Genomic DNA, 16,387 nt, shown 5'->3' with positions numbered 1-16,387 from the left:
GGGCATGATCCGGGGGGATTCCACCTTCAACGTAGCAATTGCCGAGGCAGCCGACGGCTGGCGGCTCGATCGCGCGCTTGCCGACGCGGTGCCCACCTTGTCGCGGGAACGGCTGAAGGCACTGATTTCATCGGGCAAGGTGCTCGGCGAGGACGGCAGCGCGGTGCGCGATCCGGCGAAGAAGGCGGTCGGCGGGCAAGCCTTCACCGTCTCGGTCCCCGCACCAGCGCCCGCGCACAACGAACCGCAGGACATCGCGCTCGAGATCGTGTTCGAGGACGACCATTTGCTGGTGATCGACAAGCCTGCCGGGCTCGTCGTCCACCCCGCGGCGGGCAACCCGGACGGCACGCTGGTCAACGCGCTGCTGCATCATTGCGCCGGACGATTGTCGGGCATCGGCGGGGTCGCGCGGCCGGGGATCGTCCACCGGATCGACAAGGATACCTCCGGGCTGATGGTCGTCGCCAAGACCGACCGGGCGCACGAAGGTCTCGCCAAGCAATTCGCGGTCCATTCGATCGACCGCCGCTACAAGGCGATCGTCGCCGGACGGCCCAATCCGATGGCGGGATCGATCGACACCCCGCTCGCCCGCTCGCCGGTCAACCGCAAGAAGGTGGCGATCGTGCAATCGGGCAAGCGCGCGGTGACGCATTACCGCACCATTCGGCCGCTGCGCGAGGCGGCGCTGGTCGAATGCCGGCTGGAAACCGGGCGCACCCACCAGGTTCGCGTCCACATGACCTCGATCGGGAACCCGTTGCTCGGCGATCCCGTTTATGGCAGGACGAAAGTGGCCCACCGGCAGTTGCTGGAAACGCTGCGTTTCAGGCGCCAGGCCTTGCATGCGGCGCATCTGGGGTTCATCCACCCCGTTAAAAGCAACGCTTTGTCCTTCGATAGCGAATTGCCTGCTGACATGCAGGAACTGTTCACGTCACTTATCGTATAGGTTTCATGCCGAAACGCTTAACGAGGTTTCGGCTGTTTTAGGGAGAAACGATCATGGCCAGCAGCAACGTCCCCGCGACGATCCCCGCGCTGGGCGGTGAGCAAAGCCTCAACCGCTATCTTGCCGAGATCAAGAAATTTCCGATCCTGGCGCCCGAGCAGGAATATATGCTCGCCAAGCGCTTTCAGGAGCATGGCGACACAGAGGCTGCGGCGCAGCTCGTCACCTCGCACCTGCGCCTCGTCGCCAAAATCGCGATGGGCTATCGCGGCTATGGCCTGCCCGTTTCCGAGCTGATCTCGGAAGGCAATATCGGCCTGATGCAGGGCGTGAAGAAGTTCGAGCCCGATCGCGGCTTCCGCCTCGCGACCTATGCGATGTGGTGGATCCGCGCTTCGATCCAGGAATTCATTCTGCGCTCGTGGAGCCTGGTGAAGATGGGCACCACCGCCGCGCAGAAGAAGCTGTTCTTCAACCTGCGCCGGATGAAGGCCAAGCTCGACGCGTTCGAGGATGGCGATCTGAAGCCCGAGGATGTCGCCAAGATCGCCACCGATCTCGGCGTGACCGAGGATGAGGTGGTCAGCATGAACCGCCGCATGGCGATGGGCGGCGACACGTCGCTCAACGTGCCGATGCGCGAGGATGGCGAAGGCCAGTGGCAGGATTGGCTCGCCGATGACGAGCCGCTGCAGGACCAGGTCGTCGCCGAGGCTCAGGAAGCCGACGTGCGCCACGACATGCTGGTCTCGGCGATGGATTCGCTCAACGATCGCGAGAAGCATATCCTCACCGAGCGGCGGCTGACCGACGATCCCAAAACGCTGGAAGAACTCTCGCAGGTCTATGGCGTGTCGCGCGAGCGCGTTCGCCAGATTGAAGTCCGCGCGTTCGAGAAGCTGCAGAAGGCGATGATGCGGTTGGCCGGCGAGAAGCGGGTGTTGGCCGCGGCCTGATCCGCGCGACGATCTGATGAGGCCGGTGCCCCCGGGGCATCGGCCTTTTTCGTGCGCACGATCCGGCTTCCGTCGCGCCTGCGAATATGGTTGAAGCGCTGCCATGATCGACCGCAGCCGCTCCGTCCGCCGCCGCGCCGCTCGGATCCGCGCCTCGCGCCGGTCGTTGCCGAGGCGCCTATTGCGGCTGGTGGCGAAGATCGCGCTGTGGTTCGTGCTGATCTCGGTCGCGTGGGTCGCGCTGTATCGCTTCGTGCCGCCGCCGGTGACCTTCACAATGCTCGGCAACGCGCTCGACGGGCGCGGCATCCACAAGGATTGGATGTCGCTCTCCCGGATGGACCCGGACATGGCGCGTTCGGCGATCGCGGGTGAGGACGCGCGGTTCTGCACCCATCATGGCTTCGATTTCACCGCGATCGAGAAGGCCTATCACCACAATGAGCGCGGCGGGCGCATCCGCGGCGGATCGACGATCAGCCAGCAGACCGCGAAGAACGTGTTCCTGATCCAGGACGGTGGCTATGTCCGCAAGGCATTCGAGGCGTGGTTCACCGTGCTGATCGAGGCGATCTGGGGCAAAAGGCGGATCATGGAAGTCTATCTCAACGTCGCCGAGACGGGGATCGGCACTTATGGCGCCAATGCCGGGGCGATGCGCTATTTCGGGCATGACGCCTCGCATCTGACCGCGACCGAGGCGGCGCGGATCGCCGCGGTGCTGCCGCTGCCCAAGAAGCGCGGCGCGATCGACCCGCGCGGCTTCACGCGGCGTTACGGCAATATGATCGCCGCACGTGCCAGCGTGGTGAAGCGGGACGGGCTGGACGCCTGCTTGCGCTGACGGCCAGCCCGATCGGACCTATTGATTGGTGCTGTCGTCGGCCGCTTGCTGCGCGGCGTCGCCGACCTTCTGTGCGCCATCGGACACGCTTTGCGCAGCCGAGGTGATGGCATCGGTACGAACGTTGTCGTTTTGGCTCTTGTTGTAGAAATAGAAGGCGCCGATGATCGCCAGCACCAGCACCGCGATACCGATCAACACCGCACCGCCACCACCGCCACGACGTTCGATCACCGTGGTGTGGGTTTCGGCGGGGCGGCCTTCGGGCGTCTCCACGACGCGTTCTTCCTCGACCATATATCCCTCCTGTCATTATTGAGCAGGAGTAACGACAGGCGCCGCGCGCTGGTTCCGATCAGAACGGCAGCTTGAACCCCGGCGGCAGCGGCAGGCCGCTGGAAAACTTCGCCATCTGCTCGTTCGACGCGGCATCGGCCTTGGCCCGCGCATCATTGAGCGCGGCGGCAACGAGATCCTCGAGCATCTGCTTTTCGGACACTTGCAGCAGCGATTCGTCGATCTCGACGCCGATGATCCGGCCCTTGGCCGAGGCCTTGACCTTGACCAGCCCACCGCCGGCCGCGCCCTCGACCTCGATCTTGTCGAGATCCTCCTGCGCCTTGGCGAGCTCGTTCTGGACGTTCTGCGCCATCGCCATGATGTCTTCGATGTTGTTCATGCCTGGTTGCTCCGTTGATTCTGCGGCCAGTCCTCGAGTTCGGCGTCGGGGAACGCCTCGAACGCGGCCTTGACGATCGGGGTTGCGAGGATCGCCTGCTTCGCCTCCTCCTCGCGCTGCTGCTCGGCCTCGTGCGGGGTCGGCGCGCCCGGCGCGTCCTCCACCACAACGCGCCACGGCTTGCCGGTGATCCGCTTCAGCGCCTCATTGAGATCGGGCACCATATCGGCGGGCAACGGCTTGGAGGAGCTCAGCACCAGTTCCTGCGCGCCGCAGCGCACCACCCGCGCCGAACGCTTGAGCTTCTCGGCGAGGCCGAGCTCGCGATTGTCGGCGAGCAACGTCATGATCGCATCGAGATCGGCAGGCATCGCCGCGGCTGGTTCGGGCGTCGGGGACGGCGCCGACGCCGGTGCGGGGGCCGGCACCGCGGCGGCGGGCACCTTGCCGCTGGCGATCTGCCGCGCGAGCTCGCCCGGATCGGGCAGCGACGCGGCGTGGATTACGCGCAGCAGCGCCATCTCACCCGCCTCGATCGGCAGCGCGGCGCGAGCCACCTCGTCATGGCCCTTGAGCATCAGCTGCCACAGCCGGTGCAGCGCCTGGAACGACAGCTTGGCGGACCATTCCTCGTACGCGCCGCGCTCCTCGGCGGGCTGCGCCGGATCGCGCGGCGTGCCGAGCTTGACCAAGGTCACGCCATGCACGGTTTCGAGCAGCGCGCGCAGTACGCTCTGCGGATCGACGCCATAATCATATTGCCGGCGCAGCGCGGCGAGCGCGCCAGTGGCGTCGGCAGCGAGAATCAACCCCATCAACTCGCGGATCGCGCCGCGATCGGACAGGCCGAGCATCTCGCGCACCTGATCGGCCTTGACCCCGCCGCCCTCCATTCCGGCATGGGCGATCGCCTGATCGAGGATCGACAGGCCGTCGCGCGCGGAGCCTTCCGCCGCGCGGGCAATCAGCGCCAGCGCCTCGGGCTCGGCCTCGACGCCTTCCTTCCCGGCAACGGCGGCGAAATGCGCGGCGAGCTTCTCGGTCGGGATACGCCGCAGGTCGAAGCGCTGGCAGCGCGACAGCACCGTCACCGGCACCTTGTTCACCTCGGTGGTGGCGAACAGGAACTTCACATGCTCGGGCGGCTCCTCGAGCGTCTTGAGCAACGCGTTGAACGCGTTCTTCGACAGCATGTGGACTTCGTCGATGATGTAGATCTTGTAGCGCGCCGACACTGCGGCGTAGCGCGAGGCATCGATGATCTCGCGGACGTCGTCGACCCCGGTGTGGCTGGCGGCGTCCATCTCGATCACGTCGATGTGGCGGCCCTCGGCGATCGCGCGGCACGGCTCGCAGACGCCGCACGGATCGATTGTCGGCCCGCCCTGCCCGTCCGGCCCGATGCAATTGAGCGCCTTGGCGATCAACCGCGCGGTCGAGGTCTTGCCGACGCCGCGCACCCCGGTGAGCAAGAAGGCATGCGCCAGCCGGCCGCGATTGATCGCGTTGCCCAGCGTCGTCACCATCGCATCCTGGCCGATCAGCTCGGCAAAGGTCTGCGGCCGGTATTTGCGCGCCAGCACGCGATAGGCATCGCTTTTCGCGGGCTGCGGCGGCTCGCCGAGATCAAGGGAATCGGTCATCGCCTGCTATCTAGGGACGCGGCGCGCGCTTGTCGAAGGCGGATGCTCGGCAGGTGAAGTGGAGAAAGTGGAGAGCGTCGCGCGATTTTGCCGAGGCTCGGGCCGCCGCCGGCGAATCGGGCACGATCAAGGGCGTCGATGATCATGTTTTGTTCTATAGTAGACAAGGGCGCTGTAGGACAGCGATGTTTGTGAATGACCGCATCATGCGAATCGTGAAGCGAGGTCCGCCAGACGTGCGCCGTCTCCAGCGATCCGCACGATCTTGAGTTTGGATGATTCGCCCGACGCGATCGTGACGGCGGATTTTCGGATGTCGAAGGCTTTGGCGAACAGCGCGATCAGCGCCTTGTTGGCGGCGCCATCGACCGGCGGGGCGGCGAGTGCCACGGCGAGGGCACGTTTGTTGTCGCCGATGTCTACCTCGCCGAGGATCGCGCTGCGTGGTGCGCCGGGCTTGGCGCGGACGGTGAGCGTGACGTGGTCGGTGCCGGTGGTGAGCGCGGGGGTGGTCATTGTGATTCGTGGGTGACGGAGCGGCGTCGTGGGTGACGGAGCGGCGTCGTTGGTGACGGAGCGGCGTCGTTGGTGGCGGAGCGGCGTCGCGGCGGAGCCGCGCCGTCGGTCGTAGCTGCGCTACGCCGGCCGCGCTTGCGCGTCTCGTCGGCAGCTTTGCTGCCGGCGTGCGCGCTGCGCGGTGGGAGCCGGAACGACCCGGGGCGAAATCGTTGCGGCTGCTTCCTTCCGGACCTGACCGGGTTGGCGACGGCACCGTCCGCCCGACTCCCGCGCGCCATATGGCGGAGCGGACGAGCGCATTCAAGCCTTTCCGCGATCGCATTCACCCCAGTGCCGCGGCGACGGCGCGGCCAACTCCGGCATGGATCGCATCGACCGCTGCCGCATCGAGTTTCGGCGCATCGAGATAGCTGGCGATCAGGATCGGCGAGCGATGCGGCGGGATGGCGATGGCGGCATCGTTGATCTTGCCATCGCCGCTGTTGCCGGTCTTGTCGCCGACCAGCCAGCCGGCCGGCAGCCCGGCCCGCAGCTTGGCCTTGCCGGTCTGACAGGCGACCATCCAGCGCAGCAATTGCTTGCGGCTTTGTGGAAGCAGCGTCTTGCCGAGCAGCAGCGTCTGCAGCAGCCCGGCCATCGCTCGCGGTGTGGTGGTATCGCGCACCTCGCCCGGTGGCACCAGGTTGAGCGCGGTTTCATAGCGATCGAGCCGCGTGATATTGTCGCCAGCGCCACGGATGAAGCGCGTCAGCCCGGCCGGGCCACCGATCCGGTGGAGGAGAAGGTTCGCCGCGCTGTTGTCGCTCAATTCGATCGCGGCGGCGCAGGCTTCCGCGACAGTGAGGCGATGCGTGGCGAGATGCTGCTTCGTCACCGGCGCATAAGCGAGCACGTCGGCATCGGTGAAGGCGAGCGGCGTATCGAGCGCAAGCCCGCCAGCATCGACCCGCGCGAGCACCGCGGCGCCGAGCAAGACCTTGAAGGTGGAGCACAAGGCATAGCGGCTGTCGGCGTCGTGGCCGATCGATCGGCCGCTGCCGGTATCGAGCGCGAACACGCCGAGCCGGCCGCCGCTGCGCTGAGCGAGATCGGCGAGGCCGGGCACCGCCGCCCGCGCGCCGGCCACGCCGACCAGCCCGGCAGCGAGCGCGCCGCCCACAACCATGCGCCGATCGAACATCAAAGCCGGACTCCATTCATGCTGTGATCGTAGAATCATGGTGCTCCATCGCCGTCAAGAGCATGGCCGGCGTTGCACCATGGATGCTGAAACGAGTTCGGCATGACGGCGCTTTTTTGGGAGAAGTCGACGTTCAACGGACTAAGCGGATCACCATCCACCAACGCGAGCGCTCGAGGCACGTTGGACCCCGGAACAAGTCCGGGGTGACGGGCGGAACTGGCGAGGCGTTCGCCCCAGTCGAACGGCGGGCTCGCATCGCCTTGACCGCCGTCAGCGCCGATGGCGGTCCGCCCTACCGCCAGCGGCGCATGTCGCGCGCGGCGGGGGGCATCTTCACGGTGAGGCCGTCGAGCGCGTCGGTCAGCGCGATCTGGCACGCGAGCCGGCTGGTGCGCGTGGCGCCGACCGCGAGATCGAGCATGTCCTCTTCCTCCTCGCTGGCGGGCGGCAGGCGATCGAAATCCTCGGCGGCGACAATGACGTGGCAGGTGGAGCACGCCATCTGCCCTTCGCACGTGCCTTCGAGCGGCTGGCCATAGGCCTGGGCGAGATCGAGCAGGCTGTCACCGGGGGCGCCGCGCGCTTCCTCGGTCGTGGCGCCGTCGGCGCTGATGAAGCGGACGATCATGCCGCGATCCGCTGCGCATCAGCGGCGGCGATGATGCGATCGAGGGCGTCGGTCAGGTCTTCCTCCGTGGTGTAGCGGCCGAAGCCGATCCTGATGCTCGACCGCGCCCGCCGCTCGTCGAGCCCGATCGCGCGCAACACATGGCTGGCGCGGCCCGACCCGCTGGCGCAGGCCGAGCCCGCCGAAAAGGCGATGTCGCGCAGGTCGCTCATCAGGCGGGCGACGTCCAGCCCGTCGCGGCGGACGTTGAGATTGCCGTGATAGCGGGGCGAGGCGGCGCCGTTGAGCGTCCATCCTCCCCGCCCTTCCAGAGAGAGCCGCTGCAGCGCGATATCCCACAACCTTTCGACATGCGCCTCATCCTGCTCGGCGCGCGCCTTCATCAGCGCCGCTGCGGCGCCGAACCCGGCGCACAAGGCGGGTGACAGCGTGCCCGAGCGGCCGGGTGCCTCTTGCCCGCCGCCGTGAAGCAGCGGCGCAAGCTCGATGCCGTCGCGCAGCCACAAGGCGCCGATGCCCTTCGGCCCGTAGATCTTGTGCGCGGAAACGGCGACGAGATCGCAGTTTTGGGGAATCGCGACACGGCCATAGCCTTGCACGGCATCGCACAGCATCAGCGCGCCCGCCGCATGCGCCAGATCGGCGAGCGCGGCGATCGGCTGGATCACGCCGATCTCGTTATTGACCAGCATCGCGGCGACGAGGCCGGTGCCGGGGAGGATCGCGGCGCGCGCTGCATCGAGATCGACGAGGCCGTCGGCGCCGACCGGCAGCACCGTCACCGCCCTGCCCTTCGCCCGCTCCGCTGCGACCGTATCGAGCACCGCAGCATGCTCGGTGGCGAGCGTGACGATGGCACCGGTGGTGCCCTTGATCGCCCAGTTGAGCGCCTCGGTCGCGCCGCTGGTGAAAGCGAGGCGGCCGCCCGGCGGCAACAATTCCGCGATTTGCCCGCGCGCGATCTCGACCGCCGATCGCGCCACCCTGCCTTCGCGGTGCGGCGAATGCGGGTTGCCGTGGCTGGTCTCGAACCACGGCAGCATTGCCTGCAACGCCTCGGGCGCGAGCGGCGTGGTCGCCTGGTAATCGAGATAGGTCATGCCGCGAAGCTCCGCGTCTCCCGCGCGATCTGGCGCCAGGCCTGGATGAAGCGGGTGACGTCGGCCTCGCCGGTCGTGCGGCCGAAGCTGACGCGGACCACTTCGCGCGAGGCGGCCTCGGCCCAGCCCATCGCGGCAAGCACGTGGCTGGGCTTCATGCTGCCCGACGAACAGGCCGAGCCGGCCGAAACCGAGATGCCGGCGAGATCGAACCGGATGAGCTGCGCCGCCGCCGCGGTGCCGGGCATACGGTAGGACGCGATCGCGGGGTGGCGCGGCGCGTGCGCGGCGACGACCTCGCCGCCCGAGCGGGCGATGGCGTCGTCGAGCAGGGCGCGCAGCCGGGCCCAGTCGGCGAGGGGCTCCGGCTCGTCCAGCACGGCGGCATAGCCGAGCGCGCCGGGCAGATTCTCGGTGCCGGGGCGATAGCCGCGCTCCTGCCCGCCGCTGGGGGCGAGCGTGGCGAGATCGCGGACCAGCAGCGCGCCGATACCCGGCGGGCCGCCGCGCTTGTGCGCCGACAAGGCGACGAAATCGGCGGCGGCGATGCCGTTATCCTCGGCGTCGGCGGGCATCTGTGCCGCGTCGAGCAGCAGCAGGCCGCCGGCGGCGTGAACGCGCTCGGCGATTGCGGCGACCGGCTGGCGCACGCCGGTCTCGCTGTTCGCCCATTGCACGCAGACCAAAGCGCGGCCGCCGCTCGCCAGCGCGGCATCGAGGGCGGGCATGTCGAGCAGGCCTTCGGAGCTGACGGGAATGATGTCGAGATCGGCGCCGGCGCGCAGCACGGCATCATGCTCGACCGCGCTCGCCAGCCGGCGCTCGACCGAGGCGCGGTTGAGCGCGATCGCCAGCGCCTCGCTGGTGCCGCTGGTCAGGATCGTCTCGTGCCGCCAGCCATAAGCGGCGGCAATGCGGCGGCGCGCGTCCTCCAGCGCGGCGCGCGCGGCGCGGCCTTCGGCATGCGGCGAGGAGGGATTGGCCCAGCGCGCCATGCCCTCGATCACCGCGGCGCGCGCCGCCTCGATGACCGGCGTGGTCGCGGCGTGATCCAGATAAAGACGATCGGGCACGGGCCTTTTTCCGAAAGAATTGCGAAATACGCTCTCCCGCTTATATAGCCGCCAGGTTTTTCCGCGCTACCGCGCCAACACGCAGGTCCCATGCCCGAAGTCATCTTTCCCGGCCCCGAAGGCCGTCTCGAAGGGCGTTTCGCCCCCGCCCCCCGCCCGCGCGCGCCGGTGGCGATGATCCTCCATCCGCATCCGGCATCGGGCGGGACGATGAACAACCGCATGGTGATGGAACTCTACAAGACGTTCCAGCGCCGCGGCTTCGCGACGTTGCGGTTCAATTTCCGCGGCGTCGGCAAGAGCCAGGGGACGTTCGACAACGGCATCGGCGAGTTGAGCGACGCAGCGAGCGCGCTCGACTGGGTGCAAAGCTTCCACCCGGAGGCGCAGACGACGTGGATCGCCGGCGTGAGCTTCGGCGCGTGGATCGGCATGCAATTGCTGATGCGGCGGCCGGAGATCCGCGGCTTCATCTCGATCGCGCCGCCGGCCAATATGTACGATTTCACCTTCCTGGCGCCCTGCCCTTCCTCGGGCATCATCATCCAGGGCGAGGCCGACGAAGTGGTGCAGCCGGCGGCCGTGCAAAAGCTGGTCGACAAGCTGCGCACCCAGAAGCACATCACGATCCATCACGACGTGATCCCGCGCGCCAACCATTTCTTCGAGCATGAGATGCCCGAGCTGATGGAATCGGTCGACAATTACCTCGACATGCGGCTCGACCCGAACTCGCCGATCAAGTGAGGATCTAACGGCCGAGCACACGCTCGAGCCAGGCATCGACCACCGGGGTCGCCGGATAGGACGGATCGCCGAGTTCTCGGTTGATCTGCATGTGGCCGCGCAGGCCCTTGCCGGCGAAGCCCTTGAGCTCGACCGGCGTGCCGGCTTTTTCGAGCGCGGCGGCGAGTTCGTCGGACTGGGCGATGCCATCGGCGCGATCGACATGCAGGATCAGGAAGGCGGGCGCGTTGGGCGCTGCCGCCTGGTCGGTCGGCGACAATGCCCGCTGGCGGACGGGATCGGTGCCGAACGCCTGAACGTAGGTGCCGTGCATCAGCGGCGCGCCGATGTCGAGCTGGCGCGGCACGTCATAAGCGGCACCATCGAGCAGGACTACGCCCTTGAGCCGCGTCTCTTCGAGGCCGGCGTGGCGCAGATAGCGCGGATCGGTGCCGACCAGCGCCGCCAGATGCGCACCCGCGCTGTGCCCCATCAGCACGACGCGATCCGGATCGAAGCCGAGCTTGCCGGCGCGGGATAGGAGCCAGGCGAGCGCGTCGGCAACGTCCTGTGCCTGGTTCTCGACAGTGGCCTGCGGGACAAGGCGATAATCGATCGAGGCGAAGGCGTAGCCGGCCGCGTGGAAGTGTGCGACCTTCTCGGCGCCGGTGGCGTTGCCCTTGTCACCACGCTTCCAGCCGCCGCCATGGACGAAGACGATCAGCGGCGGCGGCTCGTGCGAAACCGGCGCGGCATAATAATCGAGACGCTGCAGCGGATCGACGCCATAGGCCAGTTCCTGCGCGGGCGGCGATGCGGCGACCGCCGGCGCGGCAAGCGCCATACCGGCCAACGCCAGCGAGGCCAGCAGCGAGCGCATGGCGGCAAAGGAACGAGGCATCGCGGATCTCCTGTGGAAGGAGCCTGCATCCTACCGGCGCCGACCGCGATCCGCGACCGGACATTGGTAACGAAATGTAACCGATGCCGATGATGCCAAAGGTGGCCGGCGCGCCTATTTCTTGTGCAGCGTCGCCGAGGCGAGGTGCCAGCTCAATTGCTCGGGCGTCGCGCCGGGCACGTCGTTGACGCGGCGCAGCGTGTAGGTGCCGGTGAAACGCTGTTTTGTGCCGTCCTTGAGCGTCGCCGTCACGGTTACCGGCACGTCGATATAGACCGAGCCGGCCGCGCCCTCGCCGTTGGTCGGCGCGCCGGTTTCGACCGCGGTGGTCGCGGTCTCGGCAAAGCCGCGCTTGAACTGGGCGAGCGTCTGGTTGCTTGCCGCCCCATCGCGATCCCATAAGGCATAAGCGGCATCGAAATCGCCACGATCGATCGCCGCATAATAAGCCTGGACGACCGCCGCCGCGTCGGCCGGCGTGCGCTGGCCGGTGGTGACGTCGGTTGTCGGCCGGCTGACCGGCGTCGAGGCTGGGGTGGGCGTCGCCATCGCGGGCGGCGTGGGTGCGACGGCTTCGGGTGTGGGCGCAGCCGCAGCGGTATTGGCCGGGGCGTCGGCGCCGGGCGTGCCGTCGCACGCCGCGAGAAGCGCCAGCGACGCCATGGCCGCGCTTGCCAAACCAATCCGCATCGCTCGTTCTCCCGCTAGTTACCCGACCCTAAAGTTCGCGTCATGCGTGTCGTCATGCTGAACCTGGTTCAGGGTGACGGTCTGATTTGATGCAGCGAACTTAGATTCCATAATTTTAATGATGGGCGCGACCAACGAATGGCAGCGGTGAATGGGTCCGGCGTGTGCCAAGGAAACGCTACAGCGTCCAGATCGCGACGTTCGCCACGAGCACCGCGGCCATCACCAGCATCAACACGCCCTTGGTCCGCGCGTCGCGGCGGCGGATGAGCGCGATGCCGCCGACGACGAGCGCCACGGCGGCGAGCATCGCGATAGCGGGCGCGGCGGCATTCATGCCGGCTCGGCGATCCGCGTATCCTCGACCGCCAGCGCGCGGGCGAAGGACTCGGCATCGGTGTTGCCGCCCGACAGGATCACCAGCATCCCCGCCGCGGGCGCCACCTTGCCCGCCAGCACGGCGGCGAGAGCGACCGCGCCGCCCGGCTCGATCACCAGATGCAGTTTCTCGACCGCCCAGCGCTGCGCGGCGCAAATTTCGGCTTCGCTGACCGCGACGCCGGTGGTGCCGCGATTGGCCAGCACCTCGAAGGTCAACGGCGAGACGCGCGTGGTTTGCAGCGCATCGCAGGCGGTCGGCGGCGGATTGTCGCCGACCGGCTCGATCCAGCCGGCATCGAGGCTGCGGCGCATGTCGTCCCACCCTTCGGGCTCGACCACGGTGATCGTCGCATCGGGCAACGCCAGCGCGGTGCCCGAGGCGAGGCCGCCGCCACCGCACGGGACGACCGCGTGGAGCGGCTCTGGAAGCCCCGCCTCGACCATCTGCTTCGCCGCCTCGATCGCGGCACTGCCCTGCCCTTCGATCACCCACGGATCGTCGAAGCTCGGCACCAGCACCGCGCCGCGCGCTTCGGCAAGCTCGGCAGCGATCGTCTCGCGGCTTTCGGTGGCACGATCATAGGCGACGACCTCCGCGCCCAGGGCCAAAGTCGCATCGCGCTTCACCCGCGGCGCATCGGCGGGCATCACGATCACCGCGGGCAGGCCGAGCCGCTTCGCTGCCCACGCCACGCCCTGAGCATGATTTCCCGAGGAAAATGCAACGACCCCGCGCCGCCGCGCGTTCGAATCGAGCGCGGTAAGTCGATGCCAGGCGCCGCGCAGCTTGAACGCGCCCATCGGCTGCAGCGATTCGGCCTTGAAGGCGATCGACACGCCGGAAATCTCGCGCACGAAAAGCGGCGACGGAGGCAGAATTTGTGCAATCTTTGCAGCAGCATCGCGAACGCCTGCCCGGGTCGGTTGTCGCACGATCATCTCACTTCGTCCTTCATGTTTTCACAACGCTTTACATCGCGGTCGGCTGATCCTATGTCGCCCGTCCGCTGCCCCATGGGACTTCCTACCGCAAGGCAGCCTCTACGAACTACCCATGGAGGTCCCTTGAATTGGCCAAGCACGATAGCGCGCTGGGGCTAGCAACGCCCTTCGTTGATGTCACCCGTGGCATCGATATCGCAAACCTGCGTCCGGCGCAGCCGGTCACGCTCGTTCGCCCGCACGCCGCGGCTCGCGCCGCCCGGTTCTTCGTCGAGAAGTTTCCGGGCAAGTCGCTTTATGCCGTGAAGGCGAACCCGTCGCCCGACCTGATCCGCGTGCTGTGGGACAGCGGCGTGACGCATTTCGACGTCGCCTCGATCGCCGAGGTGCGGCTGGTGTCGCGCACGCTGCCGGACGCGACCTTGTGCTTCATGCACCCGGTCAAGGCCGAGGAAGCGATCCGCGAAGCCTATTTCACCCATGGCGTACGCACCTTCAGCCTCGATTCGATCGAGGAGCTGGAGAAGATCATGCGCGCGACGCATGACGCGACCGACCTGACGCTGTGCGTGCGGCTGCGCGTGTCTTCCGAACATTCGAAGCTGAGCCTCGCCGCCAAGTTCGGCGCGGCGCCCGCGGAAGCCAAGGCGCTGCTGTTCGCGGCGCGCCAGGCGGCCGATGCGCTGGGCATCTGCTTCCACGTCGGCAGCCAGGCGATGACGCCCGAGGCCTATTCGGAAGCGATGGAGCGCGTGCGCGCGGCGATCGTCGAGGCAGCGGTTACGGTCGACGTGATCGACGTCGGCGGCGGCTTTCCGAGCGTCTATCCGGGCATGGAGCCGCCGGTGCTCGAAGCCTATTTCGAGACGATCCACCGCGCCTTCGAGAGCCTGCCGATCAGCTATTCGGCCGAATTGTGGGCCGAGCCGGGCCGCGCCTTGTGCGCCGAATATTCGTCGCTGATCGTTCGCGTCGAGAAACGGCGCGGGGGCGAGCTCTACATCAACGACGGCGCCTATGGCGCGCTGTTCGATGCCGCGCACATCGGCTGGCGCTTCCCCGTTCGCCTGCTGCGCGAGCCGGAGAGCAACGTGCGCGACATGCCGTTCAGCTTCTATGGACCGACCTGCGACGATCTCGACCATATGGCCGGCCCGTTCGAGCTGCCCGCCGACGTGCAGGCCGGCGATTATATCGAGATCGGCATGCTGGGCGCTTATGGTGCGGCGATGCGCACCGCGTTCAACGGCTTCGGATCGGACGAGACGGTGATCGTCGCCGACGAGCCGATGGCCTCGCTCTACATGGGCGATGCCGAGCGGGTCGCGTCGAACGTCGTAACGCTGTAACCAGCGCCTGTCAGTGAATCGGACGGCGGCGTGCCCCCGGCGCGCCGCCGCTGTCCACGGGTTTCCGCGTCCCCTTAACGACTGCGGTTCTGTGACACGGGAGATACCATGACCGCCAACGACACCCGCAAGGCCGAGCTGCTTTCGACCATTGTCGAGCATGTCGACATCCGTTCGTTCGACGCGCGGCCGATCATCGATTCGATGGAAAAGATGAGCTTCACCAGCCGCGATCTCGCGCGCGCGACCGGCATTTACAACCAGATGCTCAAGGACAAGGATTGCTCGATCTTCCTCGTCATCGCCGGGTCGACGAGCGCCGGCGGGTGCATGGACCTCTATGCCGAGCTCTTGCGCTCGAACATGATCGACGGCGTGGTCGCCACCGGCGCGTCGATCGTCGACATGGATTTCTTCGAGGGCCTTGGCCACAAACACTATCAGGCGCTTGAAATCCCCGACGATAACACGCTGCGCTCGCTCTATATCGATCGCATCTACGACACCTATATCGACGAGGAGCAGCTGCAGGATTGCGACCATACGATCGGCAAGATCGCGGATTCGCTGGAGCCCAGGCCCTATTCCTCGCGCGCCTTCATCCGCGAGATGGGCAAGTATCTCGCCGAACACGGCAAGAAGGACAACAGCCTGGTCAAGCTGGCCTATGAGCACGACGTGCCGATCTTCTGCCCGGCGTTCGTCGACTCCTCGGCCGGCTTCGGACTGGTCAAGCACCAGGTCGACTGCATGAAGCAGGGCCGCCACTACATGACGATCGACGCGGTCGCCGATTTCCGCGAGCTGACCGACATCAAGATCAAGGCCGGCACCACCGGCCTGCTGATGATCGGCGGCGGCGTGCCGAAGAATTTCATCCAGGATACCGTGGTTTGCGCGGAGATCCTGGGACATGATGACATCGAGATGCACAAATATGCCGTGCAGATCACCGTCGCCGACGTGCGCGACGGGGCATGCTCGTCCTCGACCCTCAAGGAAGCGGCGAGCTGGGGCAAGGTCGACACCACGCTCGAGCAGATGGTGTTCGCCGAGGCCGGCAGCGTGATGCCGCTGCTGGCGTCCGACGCTTATCATCGCGGGTACTGGAAGGATCGGCCGAAGCGCCGCTGGGGCGCAATCTTCGATTGATCCTGACCGTTCCGTTCGAGCTGACGAACGGGGTTGGGACAACAAGGCGGGGTCGAGGCGCTGAGCTTCGGCCCCGTTTCTCGTTCCGGCAGGCCGTGCCGGAACGAGCGTCATTTCAGTTGCGAAACCGAACTGGAAAGCACAGCATGAGGTGACAATTGGAGGGGGAATACCGATGGTCGAGCCGAGTCTTGCGATCCTCAAGCCGGTGGCGGTGCTGGTCGCCTGGACGCTGGTGATGCTGGTGTGGATGCTGGCCAAGCGTATTCCGGCTTTGAAGGCGGCGGGCGTCGATCTCAACAAATTGACCGGCGGCAAGGGGACCGATGCCGATGGCGTGCTGCCCGATCGCGCGCAGTGGAAGGCGCACAATTACAATCACCTGATGGAGCAGCCGACGCTGTTCTACGCGATCACGATCACGCTCGCGCTGATCGGCCAGGGCGGCGGAATCAACGCTGCGATCGCCTGGGCCTATGTCGGCTGCCGGGTGATCCACAGCATCGTCCAGGCGACGTGGAACCGCGTCGCGGTGCGCTTCCTGTTCTTCCTGCTGTCGAGCCTCGCGCTGGTGGCCCTGACGCTCCACGCGCTGATCGCGCTGTTTCTGATGCACTGAGGTTGGACGGCGGCGGGCCGTGAAGCTAGGTTGCGCGCCGCAGCAGG

General features: G+C 67.1%; 19 protein-coding genes and 1 other RNA gene. 7 read left to right on the top strand and 13 right to left on the bottom strand.

Annotated elements, in window-relative coordinates; genetic code table 11:
- Positions 1 to 4 precede the first annotated feature (4 nt).
- From K7G81_RS03140 to mtgA, 3 genes are all read left to right on the top strand, one after another.
- Entirely contained in the window at positions 5 to 955 is a 951-nt protein-coding gene (locus K7G81_RS03140) for an RluA family pseudouridine synthase (protein ID WP_223029258.1), read from the top strand.
- 50 nt (positions 956 to 1,005) lie between these two features.
- A complete protein-coding gene (rpoH, locus tag K7G81_RS03135) occupies positions 1,006 to 1,911 on the top strand; it encodes an RNA polymerase sigma factor RpoH (protein ID WP_223029500.1) in 906 nt (301 codons plus the stop codon).
- A gap of 103 nt (positions 1,912 to 2,014) precedes the next feature.
- Positions 2,015 to 2,755: a monofunctional biosynthetic peptidoglycan transglycosylase gene (gene mtgA, locus K7G81_RS03130; RefSeq protein WP_223029257.1), complete on the top strand. Its 741-nt coding sequence runs from the start codon at positions 2,015 to 2,017 to the stop codon at positions 2,753 to 2,755.
- Between the two features lie 18 nt (positions 2,756 to 2,773).
- Here mtgA and K7G81_RS03125 read toward each other — a convergent pair whose 3' ends face one another.
- From K7G81_RS03125 to K7G81_RS03085, 9 genes are all read right to left on the bottom strand, one after another.
- On the bottom strand, positions 2,774 to 3,052 hold the full coding sequence (locus K7G81_RS03125; RefSeq protein ID WP_223029256.1) for a hypothetical protein: 279 nt from the start codon (positions 3,050 to 3,052) through the stop codon (positions 2,774 to 2,776).
- 58 nt (positions 3,053 to 3,110) lie between these two features.
- Positions 3,111 to 3,434: a YbaB/EbfC family nucleoid-associated protein gene (locus tag K7G81_RS03120; RefSeq protein WP_223029255.1), complete on the bottom strand. Its 324-nt coding sequence runs from the start codon at positions 3,432 to 3,434 to the stop codon at positions 3,111 to 3,113.
- Positions 3,431 to 5,077, bottom strand: a complete 1,647-nt coding sequence (locus K7G81_RS03115; RefSeq protein ID WP_223029254.1) for a DNA polymerase III subunit gamma/tau — start codon at positions 5,075 to 5,077, stop codon at positions 3,431 to 3,433. The genes K7G81_RS03120 and K7G81_RS03115 overlap by 4 nt, the downstream gene beginning before the upstream one ends.
- A gap of 204 nt (positions 5,078 to 5,281) precedes the next feature.
- Entirely contained in the window at positions 5,282 to 5,593 is a 312-nt protein-coding gene (locus K7G81_RS03110; protein ID WP_223029253.1) for a DUF167 domain-containing protein, read from the bottom strand.
- A gap of 177 nt (positions 5,594 to 5,770) precedes the next feature.
- Positions 5,771 to 5,868, bottom strand: an RNA gene (ffs, locus tag K7G81_RS03105) — signal recognition particle sRNA small type.
- Positions 5,869 to 5,918: 50 nt separating this feature from the next.
- Positions 5,919 to 6,776 (bottom strand): class A beta-lactamase, encoded by an 858-nt coding sequence (gene bla / locus K7G81_RS03100; protein ID WP_223029252.1) that lies wholly within the window; start codon positions 6,774 to 6,776, stop codon positions 5,919 to 5,921.
- Positions 6,777 to 7,071: 295 nt separating this feature from the next.
- Positions 7,072 to 7,407 carry a 2Fe-2S iron-sulfur cluster-binding protein gene (locus K7G81_RS03095; RefSeq protein WP_223029251.1) on the bottom strand — a complete coding sequence of 112 codons (336 nt, stop codon included), beginning with the start codon at positions 7,405 to 7,407 and terminating at the stop codon, positions 7,072 to 7,074.
- Positions 7,404 to 8,507: a cysteine desulfurase family protein gene (locus K7G81_RS03090; RefSeq protein WP_223029250.1), complete on the bottom strand. Its 1,104-nt coding sequence runs from the start codon at positions 8,505 to 8,507 to the stop codon at positions 7,404 to 7,406. Before K7G81_RS03090 ends, K7G81_RS03095 begins: the two co-directional genes overlap by 4 nt.
- Complete coding sequence (locus K7G81_RS03085) at positions 8,504 to 9,580, bottom strand: cysteine desulfurase family protein (RefSeq protein ID WP_223029249.1); 1,077 nt, start codon at positions 9,578 to 9,580, stop codon at positions 8,504 to 8,506. Before K7G81_RS03085 ends, K7G81_RS03090 begins: the two co-directional genes overlap by 4 nt.
- 90 nt (positions 9,581 to 9,670) lie before the next feature.
- On the opposite strand from K7G81_RS03085, the gene K7G81_RS03080 reads away from it, so the two are divergent.
- On the top strand, positions 9,671 to 10,327 hold the full coding sequence (locus K7G81_RS03080; protein WP_223029248.1) for an alpha/beta hydrolase: 657 nt from the start codon (positions 9,671 to 9,673) through the stop codon (positions 10,325 to 10,327).
- 4 nt (positions 10,328 to 10,331) lie between these two features.
- On the opposite strand, the gene K7G81_RS03075 is transcribed toward K7G81_RS03080, so the two are convergent.
- The 4 genes from K7G81_RS03075 to K7G81_RS03060 all read right to left on the bottom strand — a co-directional run bounded on the left by K7G81_RS03075 (position 10,332) and on the right by K7G81_RS03060 (position 13,217).
- On the bottom strand, positions 10,332 to 11,207 hold the full coding sequence (locus K7G81_RS03075; protein WP_255586506.1) for an alpha/beta hydrolase: 876 nt from the start codon (positions 11,205 to 11,207) through the stop codon (positions 10,332 to 10,334).
- Positions 11,208 to 11,321: 114 nt separating this feature from the next.
- The gene (locus K7G81_RS03070; RefSeq protein WP_223029247.1) at positions 11,322 to 11,870 is read right to left on the bottom strand and encodes a hypothetical protein; all 549 of its coding nucleotides are present in this window, start codon (positions 11,868 to 11,870) and stop codon (positions 11,322 to 11,324) included.
- A gap of 205 nt (positions 11,871 to 12,075) precedes the next feature.
- Complete coding sequence (locus K7G81_RS03065; RefSeq protein ID WP_223029246.1) at positions 12,076 to 12,234, bottom strand: hypothetical protein; 159 nt, start codon at positions 12,232 to 12,234, stop codon at positions 12,076 to 12,078.
- The gene (locus tag K7G81_RS03060; protein ID WP_223029245.1) at positions 12,231 to 13,217 is read right to left on the bottom strand and encodes a threonine ammonia-lyase; all 987 of its coding nucleotides are present in this window, start codon (positions 13,215 to 13,217) and stop codon (positions 12,231 to 12,233) included. The genes K7G81_RS03065 and K7G81_RS03060 overlap by 4 nt, the downstream gene beginning before the upstream one ends.
- Before the next feature lie 131 nt (positions 13,218 to 13,348).
- Here K7G81_RS03060 and K7G81_RS03055 point away from each other — a divergent pair, with 131 nt between their 5' ends.
- The 3 genes from K7G81_RS03055 (at position 13,349) to K7G81_RS03045 (ending at position 16,340) form a co-directional block, all read left to right on the top strand.
- A complete protein-coding gene (locus tag K7G81_RS03055) occupies positions 13,349 to 14,569 on the top strand; it encodes a type III PLP-dependent enzyme (RefSeq protein ID WP_223029244.1) in 1,221 nt (406 codons plus the stop codon).
- Positions 14,570 to 14,677: 108 nt separating this feature from the next.
- Entirely contained in the window at positions 14,678 to 15,721 is a 1,044-nt protein-coding gene (locus K7G81_RS03050) for a 1,9-bis(guanidino)-5-aza-nonane synthase (protein WP_223029243.1), read from the top strand.
- A 175-nt stretch (positions 15,722 to 15,896) separates the two neighbouring features.
- Entirely contained in the window at positions 15,897 to 16,340 is a 444-nt protein-coding gene (locus K7G81_RS03045) for an MAPEG family protein (protein WP_223029242.1), read from the top strand.
- Positions 16,341 to 16,387 lie beyond the last annotated feature (47 nt).

This window comes from Hephaestia mangrovi (genome assembly GCF_019880555.1).
Classification (GTDB): Bacteria; Pseudomonadota; Alphaproteobacteria; order Sphingomonadales; family Sphingomonadaceae; genus Sphingomonas; species Sphingomonas mangrovi.
Note: the sequence above shows the minus strand (reverse complement) of the source record. Positions and strands in the feature narration are given on the sequence as shown.